Genomic DNA, 17,252 nt, shown 5'->3' on the forward strand with positions numbered 1-17,252 from the left:
CCACTCCTTTATATACCCATAGGGGTACATGTATAGTATACCCCCATGGGTATATTGTGTCAATAGAAAAAGCAACTGTTACTTCACAACAGTTGCCCATTAGGACATCTATGACATTCTTGAAAAATGTTCTACAGCCTTGGCAAAATCCGCTATTGTTTTATCAGCATCTCCATGTTCAATACCTTCTCTGACACAATGATTTAAATGACCTTCTAAAATCACTTGGCCTACTTTATGCAAAGCGCTCTTTGCAGCATTAATCTGAATCAAAACATCTTCACAGGGAATATCTTCATCAACCATCTTATCAATGGCTTTTATCTGTCCCATAATTTTATTCAGCCGTCTGTGCAGATTCCCTGCATCCATGCATTGGCGCATTATTACACCTCCTTATATAGGATATTATACTACAGTATTGTACTATATAGTCAAAGTTATTTTGTTGAATTTTCAGAGCCTGTATGTTGTGGAAGCCTAACAAATGGATTAACCATCTTTCTATTTTTTATTTTTAAAGAATCCTGTATAAAAGGTATTTAGTTCCTGTAATTTCAAGGCTTTCACTTTTTTCTACAAGTTACTTTAGAAAATTTTATGATTTTCATTAGACTAACAGAGAAAAATATTATAATATCAGTATTATAGTAAAATATTAATACGGGTTATTTATTTTTGCAAAAATAAATGTTAAATTATTGAATTATAGGTATTTTTTATATTATAAATTAATTCATCTATTCCAGGAGGGGATGCTTATGAAAAACATAATAAAAAATATAAAAAACAAATTTATTTTAATACCCATTTTTACTTTTATATTGTCTCTCAGTTTTTTAATATTCATAAGTTATAAAAATAATTCTATGGATTACAAATCCTACACTTTATTTCAGAAAGACTTATTGGATAAAAGAATTTCAACAGTTTACATTACAGACAACCCCAAGATAAGAATAAAATTAAAAGATGGCAGTATATATGAAACAGATAACCCTAGAACGCCCAACATTAAACAAACACTATTAGAAAATAATATACTTGTATCTGAAGATTACCCCGCAAATAGTAAACAGATATATCCGGGCACTTTGATGCTTCTCTCTGTTATATCAATTATATTTATGGCTGTTAAAAATTCTGAAAAAGTTTCTAAAAAAACCTTGCCCATTGACTCTTTGGAAACTACTGTCGTAAAAGATTTTAATTATACTTTTGAAAATGTAGCTGGAAATGAAGAGGCAAAAGAAAGTGTAAAAGATGTAGTGGATTTTTTAAAAAATCCTGAAAAATATACATCCTATGGAGCAAGAATGCCAAAAGGTATAATGTTGTATGGACAGCCTGGAACAGGAAAAACTCTCCTAGCTAAAGCAGTTGCCGGTGAAGCAAATGTTCCCTTTTATGCAGTTTCAGGTTCAGATTTTATACAGATATATGTGGGTGTGGGAGCCAGTCGTATAAGACAGTTATTTAAAAAGGCCAGAAATAACAGTACTGGAAAAGCAGTTATATTTATAGATGAAATAGATGCCATTGGTAAAAAAAGAGATGGATCCAATTCTTCTGGTGGTTCTGATGAGAGAGATCAAACCTTAAATGCCCTGCTTACAGAAATGTCTGGTTTCAATGAGAAGAAAGGAATTGTAGTAATAGCTGCAACTAATAGATTAGACATGCTGGATCCTGCACTCTTAAGGCCTGGAAGATTCGATAGACACATAGAAATAACGCTTCCAGATATTTCTTCGAGGAAAAAAATTATAGCCCTTCACCTAAACAATAAGCCTGTAGGCAATCTGAATTTACATGAATGGGCTCAGAAAACTTCTTATTTTTCAGGGGCAAAAATCGAAAACTTAGTAAATGAAGCTGCAATAATTGCATGTAAAGAAAACAGCAGAGCCATTGAAGATACACATATGGACAGAGCTTTTTCTATAATTTTGGCAGGATATGAAAAGAAAAATAGAGATTATATAAAGGATACGGACAAAAAAATAACTGCATATCATGAGGTAGGCCATGCTTTAGTATCTTTAAAGGTGCTTCCAAATGAAAAAATATCTAAAGTAACAATTATTCCAAGTACTAACGGAGTTGGAGGTTATACTTTAAGCATACCAGAGGACAAGCTTTATGAAAATAAAGATTATTTAAAAAAGAGAATAATGATACTTTTAGGAGGAAGAGCTGCAGAAGAAGTTATATTTGGTTCCAATTATATAACCACCGGTGCTCATAATGACCTTCAGCGAAGTACACATATAGCTTTCAATATGATAACCCAATATGGTATGGGAGAAACTCTAGGGCTTTTAAATATGCAAGAATTAATGAAACTAAATATAAACCAGGATAAAATTATTGAAGAATGTAAAAAATTAATCGATTCTATGTACTATCATACAAAAAACATAATAATTGAAAACAGGCCCTATCTTAAAAAAATAACTGAATTACTCATAGAAAAAGAAACATTATATGCAAAAGACTTAGATAACTTAAAATTAATATCCAAGTAGATTTAAAACACATGCTCTATATTTCAGCTTTATATGCTGAAATAAAGTGATTCAGAGGTTCAAGTGGAGTTTTACTCATAAGAAACACCTCTTTCCATCTGAACCTCAGAAGAACTTATTCAGGCGCGTAACAATGCTTATCTCCCACTTTGAAGAAGATGGGAGCATTAGCTAATTGCCGCCTTCGGATAAAAATTAAACTTTTTTAAAAGACATAGTACTCAGTACATAAGTAATAATCATGCCTCCTATAAGCCCTCCTATATGTCCAAAGTTATCCACATTGGCTATGGAAAACCCTATTATAAGGTTCATTACAATTATAGCCACTATATTCATAATAAATTCCCTGGCTACAGAATGTTTCATTTTAAGGGCAAATACCAAAGATGCACCTAAAAGTCCAAATATTGCTCCTGAAGCTCCTACGGATATGGAAGATGAAAACATATAACTAAATATAGAAGAAAACAACCCTGAAATAATATATATAATTATATATTTAAGCTTTCCATATACTTTTTCAATAAAAGTGCCCATCATATAAAGTGAGTACATATTTACTCCCAAATGTACTATACCTGCATGTAAAAACATACAGGTAAATAACCTATAGTATTGTCCTTTAGCTATAAGAAAATTTACCTTGGCCCCCATAAACACCAGAACATTTACATTACTATCCATTATGCTGCCAGACAAATATGAAGTTACTATATACACCAATACATTTAGTGCTATAATCACATAGGTGACAACTACCTCTTTTATTCCTTTTTTACTGGAGATATTTTCAGAATTCCTTATATGAATTAGCCCTTGTAATATTTGATTGGCTAGTTCTCTTGTTCCTTCTGTATAATATACTAATTGATTTAAATCAGGATTTATCAAAATCAATTCAAACTGTCTATGTATTTCATAATCTAACTGATAATTATCTATGTATTCCGCAGATAAACTAGCTTCTTTATCCATAATTACTTGTGTAAACTTTAACCTTTTATTTTGAAATAACTTTTTCAAATCTGAAATAATAAATTCTACATTTATATTCTCAATCCGAGGAAAAAATACAACTCTTATAATGTTATTTTCTTCCCTCCATAATACCCATTTACTGTATAACCCCTGGCTCTTTTTTATTTCTATAATTTTAAAATTATAGACCTTATACAATATTTCTATTAAATTATCAATATACGAATTCATTTTTTTCTCCCTAAAAGCATAAAATGATATATATCTAATTTATACTATATAAAAATTTTTATTCGGCTTTTATCAAATCAATCCAGTTATAACCACATTGGGCATCCGTAACAAGTCCAACTCGTAAGCTGGTATAAGTTTCCCTGTATCCCCATCACAAAGCACTCTTATTATTGGTCTATCTGGAAATCCTTTATTTTGCCTTACAACATAGCCTTCAATTTTATTCGATAATTTAACTCCACATCCCAGAGGATATATGGCAAAAGTATTTTTAAAATTACACACTAAATCCTGATCAAAATTACTGCCACTTCCTGAAAGTATAAGTTCATAAGCGTCATTTGGACTAAATTTTTTCCTGTAGCATCTATCGTTGCTTACTGCATCATATACATCACATATACAGACTAATTTTGCGTAATTCGTTATTTGCTTACCTTCAAGCCCATAAGGATATCCCCTGCCATCTATTCTCTCATGGTGCTGTTCGACTATTTTTATTACAGCATCTGAAATTATAACATTTTTTTTAAGAATTTTAGACCCATACAAAGGATGATTCTTTATCTCGTTAAATTCTTCATCTGTAAGTTTAGTTTGTTTATTCAATATTTCTAAAGGAATCTTTGTTTTTCCTATATCATGCAAAGAAGCACCTATGCCAATTTCTCTCAATTGCCATTTATCATATCCTGTTGAAACACCTAAAAAAGAAGCCATAATACAAGTATCTATTGAGTGAATAAAGGTATAGTTATCGTAAGTCTGTATGTCATAAAGGCTCTTATTTACATCGCCAAGTTCAATTATATAGTTTACCATATCTTCTATACCTACAAGGGATTTTCTCAATCCCTTTTCATTACAATTATACAAATTACTCATTATATTTGACATACTTTTCATTGACTCTTGCTTTAATTCCAATAACTTTTCATCTTCTATATTCACATCTTCCAATCTCTCATCTTCTACATACAAATAGAATACACCTAATTCTTTTAATTTATTTATATAATTATTTGTCAATTCTACTCCTGTCTTTAATAAAACTTGTCCATCACATGTCAATATGCTTTTTCCAAGCACATCTTTTTCTTTAACTCTATTTATGAACTCTAGTCTCATTGCTTCACCTCAATAAAATTTGATATATTCAATTTCCTTTCTAAGCATATCATATTTAAGATATAAATTAAAACATTTTAGTTAACTTACTACAAATTAATTCCACATGATCAATTCATGATTTAAAACTAAAAATGTTAAAATTTCTATTTACTTACAAATAGAAATTGGTTATTATAATTATAAAGAATATTTTTATATTATTATGGAGGAACCTCATGAAAAAATTTGTATTTTCCATAATAGTTATTTTATTAACTATTGTAATAATAAGGAATATATATGTATCAAAAAAATGTACGGATATCAACTATGCAGTTGAAAACTATTTTACTACAGGAATTTTTAACAAATATAAAATATACAACATGGAAGATATAACTCTGTCCTTTTCAAATGGTAAAGATGCTTTTATGACAGTTAAAGGTATATCAAGTAAGACACCTCACCATAAAGTAGAATATACTGTATTTTTGGAAAAAAACAATAATGGCAGCTGGAAAGTAAAAAAGGTATATTCAAATGAAGTGACTTTACAATAATCTTTCTGTATTATGGTTTTAGCTGCTTGTTTCTGCAATCTTTACATATGCCACTTATTTTAAAATCCAGTTCCTCATCTACAAGTACAAAATCTGTTTTACTCTTTATTATTTCTTCTATTTGCTGCATGGGACAATCTATCTCTACCTGTTTTTCACATACCTTACATTGTAATATGTGCTTATGGTTTTTTCTTATTACAGCATAGCTGTACCTTCCCTTATCTAAGTCAAACTTTCTTATAATTTTTTTATTTTCAAATAACTCTAAAGTTCTATAAATTGTAGATAAATCTACATTTATATTTTTCTTTTTATACTCTTGAAATAAATCTTCTACATTTATTGCACTTTCACTCTTATATAATATATCTAAAATATTTAACCTAGCCTGTGTAACTTTTATTCCATATTTTCTCAAGTATTTCTCTATATCCATAAAACCACCCCAAATTTCACTTAAAAAAGCATCATTTTGATACCAAATATAATAAGTATTATACCTCCTATATAATCTGCATACTTGCTTACAGCATGTATTTTTCTAAGATACCTTGAGACAATAAAAGCACAAGAAGTCAATATAAGAGTTACCATACCTATAAATAAAGTATGATATAGTATATCTAAAGTATTTCTCATATTGTTTAAAGTAGTAAATCCAATTACTAAAGCATCAATACTTACAGAAATTCCAAGTATAATAACCATTCCAGGCTTTACAAGTGTATGCTGTTTTTTACTTTCAAAGCCCTCCTTAAGCATAAGTATGCCTACAATTGATACTACTGCTCCTCCAACTATCTCAGGAATAGAGGCAACATACTTATTGAATAAAAAACCTCCATAAGAACCCAGCATAGCAAAGAAAAACTGAAAAAATGCAAAAGATATTACAAATTGAATTTTTTTATTTCTTTTTATCGCATTGTTTAAGCCTACAGATATAGCAACACTAAAAGCATCCAAAGAAAGTGCCAGAGCAATTAAAAATAAGGATCGAAATGTCATATTACCTTTCCTCTCACATTCGAATTATCAAGTGATTCAGAGGTTCAGATGAAGTTTACCTATGAGAACTGCTTTTCTTCATGAACCTAAGAAGAACTTATCCAGACACGTAGACCTGCTTATCTCCCACTTTGAAAAAGATGAAAACATCAGCTAATTACCGCATTTGGACAAATAATACTATCTTACTATATGTATATATATGGATTATTTATATATATATTCCTCCTTTAAATCTCATAGGAAAAACAAGCATATATCCATTATTTTTAAGCCACTCTCTTCGATTTACATAATCAGGTATTTCACATTCTACCAGCTTCCAATAATCTTTAGAATGATTCATGTACACTAAATGACATAATTCATGTACAATTATGTATTCTATTATCTGAATAGGTGCCATTAAAAGCCTGCAGTTAAGATTTATATTTCCATTTGAATAGCAGCTTCCCCATAGGGTTTTTTGACATCTAACAGTTATATTTCTAGGACATACATTCAGTTTCTTACTGTATACATCTACTTTATGCTTAAAAATCAATTTAGCTTTTTCCCTATAAAATTTATATATAACATCTCTAATACTTTCTTCATCTTCTAACAAAGTTTTGCTCCCATAAATTACGAAATTATTTTTAAAAATTTTAATATACCATTTTCGCGTATCCACTATATATCTTTCAAGTTTTAGATGTTTACCAAGCCATAGGATCTTTTTTCCCTGCTTTGTATCCCTGAATTTTACATTTCCCATTCTTTCTTTTACTATATTGACATTTTTCAATATCCAGGGCATCTTATTTTTCACAACTTCCTCTATGGACTTATAACTTATGTGGTAGGGAGCATTTATAATTACTTTTCCCTTTTCATCGATTTTGATACTTATATTTTTTTTATTTTTTCTAACTACTGTATAGCTTAATGAAAGAACCTGATGAGTAGTTTCCATATTTTTACCTCTCTATTTTTTTACAACAACAGGCTTTATGACATTTTTAACTTTTATATAATAAGTTTGTCCTTTATCTAATTTTTCTTTAGGGGTAAGAACAGCCTTATTGTCCTTTAAAATGTCTATATCAAAATCTATTCTCTTACCTGTGTTACTGTTTATAATCTCCATGGTTATATTATTACTTAAATCAAAATTTATTTCTTTGTTAAAAGTCACGGTAAATGACTTATCCTCTGGTACCTTATTTAAAGTATCCAATAACTTATAATTAGAATAGAAAAATTTATATATGTTATTAAAGTAATCATTTGGAACATTTGTCCAACCATTTTTAGTTCCTATATAAACTTTAGATTTTGATACATGTTCTATTATATATTTAAAAGTTGTCCAATATTCTTCACTTTTAGCCATATTTAAATCTATATTAAATTCTCTTTCATTTAATGTAATCTTTAAAAATCCAGTCTTGTCTGTACTATTTCTACATTTTCCTGATAATAATTGCGCTACTTTTAAAGCATCTAAATCACCTGTATCTAGGTCAGGTTTCACTCCTACTTTTTGTATTATATTGCCAAGAGGGGAATAAAATTCTTCTGTAGTCAATTTTAACGCACTTCCATTGGAAAGCCCAAATATTTGTTGTGCTACTCCTTTCCCATAGGTAACATTACCTATAAAAAATGCTTTTTTATAATCCTTAACTGCAGCAGCCAATATCTCAGAGGCGCTAGCCGTATTTCCATTAGTCAAAAATATAACTGGTTTATCTATTACAATTTTATGTCCCCCTGTTAAATATCCCATTTTGTTCTTATGCTTGTCCTCAACTATTAGAGCCAAATTATTTCCTATAAAATTCCCTGCTATATCTACCGCAGAATACATATATCCTCCTCCATTATCCCTTAGATCTATTATATAGCTTTCTGGACTTTTTAGACTAAGTTCTTCTAATATCTCATCTAATTTTTGAGAGGTATTTTCTCCAAAAGATGATATGTAAATATATGCTGTACTATTATCCAACATAATACCCTCTACTGTGGATAACTGCAGTTCTGCCCTTTGTACATTAAAATTTAATATTTCATTTTCTCTCTGCACTACAAGATTTACTTTAGTACCTTCTTCACCACGTATGCATTTTCCTATTTCATCTATACTCAAATCACTAATTGAATTTGAATCCACAGAAGTTATAATGTCCCCTTCTTTTAATCCTGCAGCTTCTGCAGGAGAGCCCTTAATCACAGAAACTATCTGAGCCCCTGTAGAAACTTTACTCATTTCTATGCCTATTCCACACACTTTGTTATCTATCTCATTTAGAAAATCTTCTTCTTCCTCCGCTGAAAAATATTGACTATAAGGATCACCCAATCCCGTTAATATTTCATCTATGGTAGATTTGTTTAATACACTGTCAGATACATCTTTAATATAATTATTTTTAATTATATTCCTGATTTCGTTTAAGGTCTGGAAATCTTCACCATGTACTTTAGCTGTAGAACCAAATATAAAAAATATTAATGAAAATATTATAAAAATATTTCTAATATTAAAATTTAGTTTTAATTTTTCAGCTGAACTTGTGGCCCCAAATTTAGATTTGATTTTCATATATATTCCTCCTAATTTTAAATTAAATTATACACTTCTTTAAAAAAGATATATACTATTTTTCAGAAATACTATATAAAAAAGGATATACATTCAATATAAAGTTTATAATATTGAGCTGCACATCCTTTCTTTCAGGCATTTCCAAATGAAGTGATTCCCAAATTCAATGGAAATTGTTAACTATTTCTTTTTATTATTGTTGATCTTTACAATTTCATTATAGTCTATAGAATTAGTTTTGGTAACTTCGGGTAAATTTATTTCTACACTTTTGTTTCTATTATAACTTTCCACACTAAAGTTAAATCCTAAATCCAAAGCACTTTTTATATTGTCTACTGTTATTTTTTCTCCCTTTTCACTTACGCTATTCATAACTGATATAATTTTACCAATGCTCGTATTTAAATCTACAGTACCATTTTCCCCTACAATATATCCATCACATATATTATAAGTTATGTCCACCCCATTATCTCCAATTATATTTACATTTTTTACTGCATCCATAAAATTTTTCATATTGCTTAGAGCTGTTTCCGGGTGTGAGCTCATAATAGCAAAGATATTCTCCAACTGTTTTTTTTGTAAATCTTTATTTCCATCCTTAGAAAGGTCTATAAATGTAATTAATAATTGTTTTACAAAACTTATAAAATCTTTATCCTGAATAAAATTTTTTTGGGTATAGTCCAATATTGATTTAAAAGTAACATCTGTAAGTTTTAAATTATAAGTTTTAGCATACTTTGGTCCTTCTTCAGTATCCATTCTCATTAACCCTTTATAGGTTATAAAATCAAATCCTGAATTCCAACCTTCTGAATATTTTTTTAAAAAGCTTTCAAATTGAGGCTGGAAATTGTCTTCAAAATTCGCCATATCTCTAAAATCCGAACTGCTATTGTCACCATTACTTATTATAGCTAAAGGATCCATAATTATATATTGTTTTTCTTGAACTTCTTTTGGAAGGTAAGGTCTTAATATATCCGGTATCTTCACAACTTCCCTAATCCCTGTATTATCTATAACCAGCCAACCCGTAGTCTGTATATTCATACCTGCAACTTGTATTGTAACATCTTTTTGCATACTTCCTAAAGCTTTCTCTTCATGGTCACTAATCTTAGCACTTAAGTCTATTTTAGAATTATTTATAAGTGAAATTATATATTTACTTTCTTCCTGAACTGTTTTAGTTGATTCATCTAGCTGGTTATAATCTGAATGTTCAATACCCTTTCCTATAGAATTTACTTCTCCTTCATTCATAGAAGTATTTACTATACTATCATTTATAATTTCATTTTTAGATATGAGCAATATACTTTCCAGAGTGGAGTCACTTATAACCCCTTGTCCACCTAAGACATTTATTTTTCTTATTAAATCCAGTTTATTTCTCAGGTAATCTTGAATTCTGCTATCATACCTATCTTTTATCAATATGATAGGAGATGAAGTTAAAGCTGCCATGGCAGAACCTAATAATCCGTCTGATAAATCATCTTCATTTGCCAGATAAACTGTATCGTAATTTATATCATTTTGAAACTTTTCAAGTACATTTACACTTATCTCATATTCATCTTTTCCTAAAATTCTATCTACATTATTAAATTTATTGATAATATCATCACTTATTAAATTACTGTCTCCCACTACATAAACTTTAGGTATATATTTATTAATATTTTCAATGTTTTTTTGGAAATCGCTGTCAATGGTCTTAGGTACTAATATTAGAGGCATTCCCTTAGAAGCCGCAATAGAGGAAATTGTAATAGAATCTGAATAATTTTTTTCATTTACCATTACTATTCCATTTTCCACGCCCACTATTTCAGCTATTTTAAAGGAAGTATCATATTTATCTTTTCCATCTATTCTTGTAATTTCAATTCCCCTATCTATAAATTCATGCTCTATATCAGAGGATATGGAATTTTCTCCTCCTATTAAGAATATCTTTTTTACCTTCAATCTATAAAGTTCTTTATTTAAATTAATCCACTGCACGGGATTATCCAATTTATCTTTTGAAGTTAATAAAATAGGTGCATTATATTTTTTAGCAAGAGGCACCGCACACAATGCATCCTGGAAATCTTGTCCACTAACTACCACTGCATAATCTGAACTTTCCTGCCACCCATTTTTGCAGATTAAAACAGAAGTGTCATATCTGGTAAAACCACCTATACGTTCTGGTGTAATTGCAGCTTCAGCCTGATTTAAAATCCCGAAGTTTAAACATAAAATAGCTAAAAGCAAACACCCAATCTTTCTTATATTCACTGAGTATCCCCCTTTATTGTTTTAATAGAGTTCACAGCATCTCTAAACAATATCTTTTTCCATTATTTCTTTTAAAATCCTCAACCCTCTTGAAATTATGTCTATTTCTTCGTCACTGGCAGATTTCAATATCTGTATACAATAGGATAATCCCTTATTGTTTAAATTATCCAGCAATCTACGTCCTTCTTCTGTTAAATATATTAATATTTTTCTTCTATCATTTATATCTCTCTTTCTATGTACAAAACCCTTTTGGGATAGCTTATCTATAATTACAGAGGCTGTACTATTAGGTAATCCTGACTTTTCAGTTATTTCCTTTAAAGTCTTAGGTACATCCTTTTCAACCTCATTTAATATAATAAGAGATGATATTCCTAAATTTGAAATATTTTCTCTGTTCATACAAAATAACTTCTTTTTCATAAGTTTTACTATCACTGTAAAATCCGTTATAATTTTATACTCTTTTTCTCTATCCATAAGCAGTTCCTTTCAAAGCAAAATCATATGATTAAATATTAGAACTTTATTAACTAAAATTCAATAATTAGTAATTAAGTTCTTTCTACAGTATAATAATTATACCATTATTGGCTATCTTCTTCCACATATTTAACAATAAAATTTAAAATTTTGTTTACAATTATTCACTTATAATAAACAATAAGTCAGGTGAAAGGCCAATAGGCTTATTGTTTACTTAAATTAAATTTATTAAATAATTATGCTGTCTACTATCTCCATACCATTCATCTGCATATTGTATAAGGATATGATCTTCATTAGCTCTCCGTCATGACTCTCTAAATCATAGGTCTCCACAGAATTTGCAGGAATTATTATTCTTTTATCCATATTTTTCTCATTAAAATAAGTTTTTAATGTAATTACAAAATTTATCACACAAATATCTGACTCACAGCCCACTACTATATAATTTTCAATGGTACTTTCATTTTCACTCAACCAATTCTTAAATAGAGGCGCATGAAAACCATTAGTACTATTTTTGGGTATCATGGCTATGTTGTTATAATCTTTTAAATTCTCCTTTAATTCTGGTATAAGTTCGCATTCTGTTGTTCCCTTTCTACAGTGAATTCCGTGAGTTTTATATTCTACCGAATCCTCTCCATGTTCATCTAAAAAAAATACTTTTTTATATCCTAAAGTGTTATTATTTAAATCAGCTATATTTTTTATTATGTTTTTAATTCTAGGTGAAGCTAAAAGTCCTTCATGTACAAAACCATTAACCATATCTACTATCACTAATGCAGTATTTTCCTTTTTAAGATCTTTTAAATCTAAATTTTTCCCTTTAACTTCTTTTTCCATTTCCAATATTTTTTTAACATCTAACATATTTCTATTCCCTCCATTTATTTTTCCTGAAAAACTTCTTTTACTATTGGGACTACATAATGGCTTCCACCTTTATCCTTAGCATTTTCCACCATGGCCACCACAAGAAAATCTGGATTGTCTACATCTACTGCAGCAAACCATCCCACTTCCGTACCCGTGTTATCTTGCTGTGAATTTTTTATCTCCGCAGTACCTGTTTTGCCCGCTAAAGTTACTCCAGATATATATGCTTCATGTCCAGTTCCAGAGGGATTTGAAACTACCTGTATCAAACCCTTCAAAATAATATCTGCCACTTCTTTTGAATATACATTTTTCTTCCATATATCTACTTTCTCATCACTTCTATATAAAAGATATGGCTTTACAATGCTTCCTTCATTTACAAAAGAATCATAAATGGCCATAAGATGTACAGGATTTAGCAATATTTCTCCTTGACCATATCCGCTATCTGCCAATTGTATATTATTCTGTATATTTCCGTCTGATGATAACTGTGATTTTGACAGACCATATTCAAAAGGCATCTTTTCTCCAAGCCCAAAATTTTTAAGTTCAGTTTCCATAATATCCTTTCCAATATCAAGTGCAGTTTGTGCAAAATATATATTATCAGAATAGATAAGGGCATTTAAAAGATTACTTGGCTGGCCATAATCCTTAACCCTAGTAACATAATATGATCCCCAGCTGCTGTCTTTTTGCCATTTAAGCCCTGTAATATTTTTGGATACTTTAGAATCCAATTTTTTACTTTTTAAAGCTATAGCTGCGGTTACAGGTTTAAAAACAGAGCCTGGCACCACATTGCTTTGAAATCGATTATAAAAAGGTCGCCTGCTGTCCCCATTTAAACTATTCCACATATCTTCAGACATTCCCATTACAAAATCATTAGGATCAAAAGAAGGAGTGCTTACAAGAGACAGAACTTCACCAGTCTTAGGGTTCATACTCACCGCCATAGCTGCATCATTTTTTAATTTATCATAAAGTAAACTCTGAATTTTAGAATCTATGGTAAGTTTAATATCTTTCCCATTATGTACCTCACGTTTAATGAGTACCTTTTTCTTATTATTGTTTTTATCTACAATATAAATTTCATAGCCGTTTTGTGCCCTTAAAGTACTTTCATATATCTTTTCCAGGCCAGTTTTCCCTATTACATCTCCTAAATTATAATTTTTATTTGCTTTTATATCCTCTTCAGTTACAGTCTGTACATATCCTGATAAATGAGCTGCCGCATTTTTCAATGGATATATTCTTGCCTTTTTATCCGTTATGGATATCCCCGGAATTTCTTTAAGTATATTTAACCTTTCATCATCTGCTGGTATAACTTTTATAGGTACAAACATATAAGACCTTACATAAGAAGCTGATAACTTTTTATTTATATCCTCCTCTGAAATTCCTAAAATACCTGCTATGTCTTTTTTAGAAGTTTCTCCGTTTTCTCCAAGGTCTCCTGGAACAATGCCAACTTGTGACACATATCCATCTTCTGCTATAATATTGTCATTTCTGTCTTTAATACTACCTCTTTTTCCTTCCACCGTATCTATTCTAACCTTATCCCCCTGACTTAAATCTGGAAATATGGCTTTGGCACTCCATACTACTTTCCAATCAGTTTTTCCACTGCTGTTTTCTTTCTCTAAAGTTATAGTATTTGCAAAATTTAATTTTCCTGCAATTGTATCCATATTCACCTTAATCGGAACCAGAGCATTTCCATCTTCATACTTTATATTCTCACTTGTATCAATGCTTACATCTATGTTCTTTACTCCTATTCCATTATAAATATTACTATATCGATTTATAAAATCCTCATCTTTAATATCATCTTTACTTTCCTTATCTATTTTACTATACATCAGTTTATAATCACTTTTTTCCCAGGCTTTTATATATGCATTTATACCCTTCGTTACCATTTTCTCTTTACTATATAATGAAATATTAAACATAACCAATATTATAAATATTATAAGTGTTATCCATAAAAATTTACCTTTCATAAAACAATACCTCGCATCAATATTTAAAGTGTCATTTCTTCATTTTCTCAAGGATTTATTTTAATTCCTTTTTTATAAAATTATTCCACCCATAAACTTTCTTCTTTTTCTAGCTCTTTAAATAAAATATTAGGATAAAATAAATTATTTAAATATAATAATACACCATAAACCATCATATTATAAATTTTCCGTTGATATATTACTAGTTTAGGTTAAAATTATACAAAAATCACTAAATAAGTGGTTTGTCAAAAAATTATGGATAAAATAAAAAGGTAGCCCACCACCTCAATTGGTAGAGCCACTTTTTACAAGTTCAACTTTATCAGTTGACTAAACAACTAATATAAACTTCTACTTAAATATGAAAATTTATTTAGTTATATTTTCCTTTAATTCACTATAAACCTATCAATATCATTTTTAAATTTTAAGGATAATTCATTAAGGTTATTTGCATAGCCAGTAAATTCACCCATTACTGCAGTTATTTCTTCAGTAGAAGCCGACACCTGTTCTGTGCTTGAAGCTGATTCTTCTGAAACTGTAGATATACTCTGCATTGTTCCAATTATCCTATCTTTACTTTTATTGGTTTTATTTATTAAACTGTTTATAACATCTATTCTATTCGTTAGTTCCTGTACAGTAGTTATTATGTTATTAAAAATGTTTTTAGTATCTTCAGCTGCTCTATTTTGTTCATTAACTATATCAGTTGTACCTTGCATTGATTTCACTGCAGTATTTGTTATTAAACTTATATTTTCTATCAACACTTTAATTTCTTCAGTAGATTTTGAGGATTGTTCAGCAAGCTTTCTAACCTCATCTGCTACAACTGCAAAACCTCTACCAGATTCCCCAGCTCTAGCTGCCTCAATAGCCGCATTAAGTGCCAGTAGATTTGTTTGCTCTGCAATACCATTAATTGTTTTGGTTATTATCTCTATTTTTGATATATAATTACTCATATCAGTTACTATATCTGATACCTGAAGGGTCGTTTTTCTAACATTATTTGATTTATCCATCAATACTTCTAAAGTGTTGAGACCTTCGCTGCTGATATCCTTTGCGTTTTTTGAATCTTCTTCTATATTCTGCATCACTTTAACTACATTATATATTTCCGTACCTAAGCTTTCAATTTCACATACTGCATTTTCAATGTCCCTACTTTGCGTCACTGCTCCTACCGATACTCCATCTATTGCCGTTGCAACTTCATTAACAGCTTGACTTGTCTGTCCACTGCTTGTTATGATTGACTCTGAAGTCCTTTCAATGACAGATGCAGATTCTTTTAATTTATTAACAAGCATGGAAATTTCATCAATCATACCGTTAAATCCATTTGCAAGTTGCCCAAATTCATCTTTAGATTTATTACTTATTTTTGATGTTAAATCTCCAGATGCAGCCTTTTTAAAGGCATTTCTCAAAACAATTATATTATTGCTTATCCATTTACTTAATAAGAGTGCGATAATAATGGAAACTATGCCTGATATAACTCCAAAAATAATTATTGCATTTCTAATTATATCTATATCATTTTTAAGCTCATCCTGTTGTATTGCCCCAAGTATTTTCCATCCACTTGCTTTGTTTGTTACAAAAACATTATATTTTTTTTGTCCATTATAAATATAATCATTAAATCCTTTATCGTTAGCACTTACATTTTTCCAATAACTCATTTTTCTGGCATCATCTTTATTGATTTTGGTTTTATCTGGATGAGTAAGAATAATTCCTTCTTTATCTACAATAAATACATAGCCTTCTTTACCAAGTTTTATATTAGAAAGCTGTTCAGCTAATTTATCCATATCTATATCCATTGCAATAACTCCAACTATTTCTCCGTTGTATTCCACAGTTTTTGCAATAGTTACAATAGACGTATTAGTTGCAGCATCCTTATAAAAGTTAGTTACCACAATATTACCTTTATTTTTCACAGCCTCTTTATACCAAGGTCTTACTGTGGGATCATATTCTTTTCCTAATTCCTCATAGGGCCATTCATACATACGTTTAGTGCTGGTACCATAATAAATAAATCTATTATCGTCATTATTTTCTTCGAAATCCTTAAGTAAACTATTTAAGAAAGGTTCATTTCCTGGATTTATATGCAGTTCTGTAAGATCCACATTGACAGATAATATATCTAATTCTTCTTTAAATTTATCAAAGTATTTATCCATACCTCTATTTACCTCTGAAATAGTTTGTTCTGTAGTTACTTGAAATCTCTTTGCCATTATATTTTGGGCCTTTTGATATGAGATTAAGCCAAGAAGTGTAATTGGTATTACAGTTAAAACTATAAGTATAAGAATAAGCTTCATACCTATGGCGGATTTTAAGATGCTCCCTTTATTATCCATATTTTCCCTCCTCAAAGTAAATTGATATTGTCAAAAATTTTAATATAATTTCTGGCGTAATCAGTTCTGTATGTAGTTTTACATAAGGTTTTAAATTTAAGATCATCATATCAAAAAAGATATTT

At 29.6% G+C, this 17,252-nt stretch carries 14 protein-coding genes; 2 read left to right on the forward strand and 12 right to left on the reverse strand.

Going from position 1 to position 17,252, the window contains the following annotated elements:
• Positions 1–108: 108 nt before the first annotated feature.
• On the reverse strand, positions 109–384 hold the full coding sequence (locus CKL_RS13310) for a metal-sensing transcriptional repressor (protein ID WP_012103062.1): 276 nt from the start codon (positions 382–384) through the stop codon (positions 109–111).
• Between the two features lie 389 nt (positions 385–773).
• Between CKL_RS13310 and CKL_RS13315 the strand changes: the two genes are divergently transcribed.
• Entirely contained in the window at positions 774–2,528 is a 1,755-nt protein-coding gene (locus CKL_RS13315; RefSeq protein ID WP_148204890.1) for an ATP-dependent metallopeptidase FtsH/Yme1/Tma family protein, read from the forward strand.
• Positions 2,529–2,723: 195 nt separating this feature from the next.
• Here CKL_RS13315 and CKL_RS13320 read toward each other — a convergent pair whose 3' ends face one another.
• Together CKL_RS13320 and CKL_RS13325 are read right to left on the reverse strand one after the other, a co-directional pair.
• Positions 2,724–3,740, reverse strand: coding sequence for a rhomboid family intramembrane serine protease (locus tag CKL_RS13320; protein WP_012103064.1), 1,017 nt, complete (start codon positions 3,738–3,740; stop codon positions 2,724–2,726).
• A 72-nt stretch (positions 3,741–3,812) separates the two neighbouring features.
• Entirely contained in the window at positions 3,813–4,871 is a 1,059-nt protein-coding gene (locus tag CKL_RS13325; protein ID WP_012103065.1) for an HD-GYP domain-containing protein, read from the reverse strand.
• Between the two features lie 218 nt (positions 4,872–5,089).
• Here CKL_RS13325 and CKL_RS13330 point away from each other — a divergent pair, with 218 nt between their 5' ends.
• The gene (locus CKL_RS13330; protein ID WP_012103066.1) at positions 5,090–5,413 is read left to right on the forward strand and encodes a hypothetical protein; all 324 of its coding nucleotides are present in this window, start codon (positions 5,090–5,092) and stop codon (positions 5,411–5,413) included.
• A 10-nt stretch (positions 5,414–5,423) separates the two neighbouring features.
• On the opposite strand, the gene CKL_RS13335 is transcribed toward CKL_RS13330, so the two are convergent.
• The 9 genes from CKL_RS13335 to CKL_RS13375 form a co-directional block, all read right to left on the reverse strand.
• A complete protein-coding gene (locus CKL_RS13335) occupies positions 5,424–5,852 on the reverse strand; it encodes a Fur family transcriptional regulator (RefSeq protein ID WP_012103067.1) in 429 nt (142 codons plus the stop codon).
• A gap of 20 nt (positions 5,853–5,872) precedes the next feature.
• Positions 5,873–6,424 carry a manganese efflux pump MntP gene (locus tag CKL_RS13340; protein ID WP_012103068.1) on the reverse strand — a complete coding sequence of 184 codons (552 nt, stop codon included), beginning with the start codon at positions 6,422–6,424 and terminating at the stop codon, positions 5,873–5,875.
• Positions 6,425–6,635: 211 nt separating this feature from the next.
• The gene (locus CKL_RS13345) at positions 6,636–7,379 is read right to left on the reverse strand and encodes a M48 family metallopeptidase (RefSeq protein ID WP_012103069.1); all 744 of its coding nucleotides are present in this window, start codon (positions 7,377–7,379) and stop codon (positions 6,636–6,638) included.
• Positions 7,380–7,391: 12 nt separating this feature from the next.
• Positions 7,392–9,014, reverse strand: coding sequence for a S41 family peptidase (locus CKL_RS13350; RefSeq protein WP_012103070.1), 1,623 nt, complete (start codon positions 9,012–9,014; stop codon positions 7,392–7,394).
• 183 nt (positions 9,015–9,197) lie between these two features.
• Positions 9,198–11,318: a cell wall-binding repeat-containing protein gene (locus CKL_RS13355; protein WP_012103071.1), complete on the reverse strand. Its 2,121-nt coding sequence runs from the start codon at positions 11,316–11,318 to the stop codon at positions 9,198–9,200.
• Between the two features lie 42 nt (positions 11,319–11,360).
• Positions 11,361–11,804, reverse strand: a complete 444-nt coding sequence (locus CKL_RS13360; protein ID WP_012103072.1) for a MarR family winged helix-turn-helix transcriptional regulator — start codon at positions 11,802–11,804, stop codon at positions 11,361–11,363.
• 234 nt (positions 11,805–12,038) lie between these two features.
• A complete protein-coding gene (locus CKL_RS13365) occupies positions 12,039–12,689 on the reverse strand; it encodes a cysteine hydrolase family protein (protein WP_012103073.1) in 651 nt (216 codons plus the stop codon).
• 17 nt (positions 12,690–12,706) lie between these two features.
• Positions 12,707–14,725, reverse strand: coding sequence for a penicillin-binding transpeptidase domain-containing protein (locus CKL_RS13370; protein WP_012103074.1), 2,019 nt, complete (start codon positions 14,723–14,725; stop codon positions 12,707–12,709).
• 395 nt (positions 14,726–15,120) lie between these two features.
• Positions 15,121–17,127, reverse strand: coding sequence for a methyl-accepting chemotaxis protein (locus CKL_RS13375; protein WP_012103075.1), 2,007 nt, complete (start codon positions 17,125–17,127; stop codon positions 15,121–15,123).
• Positions 17,128–17,252: the final 125 nt, after the last annotated feature.

Origin of the sequence: Clostridium kluyveri DSM 555, assembly GCF_000016505.1 — a bacterium.
Classification (GTDB): Bacteria; Bacillota; Clostridia; order Clostridiales; family Clostridiaceae; genus Clostridium_B; species Clostridium_B kluyveri.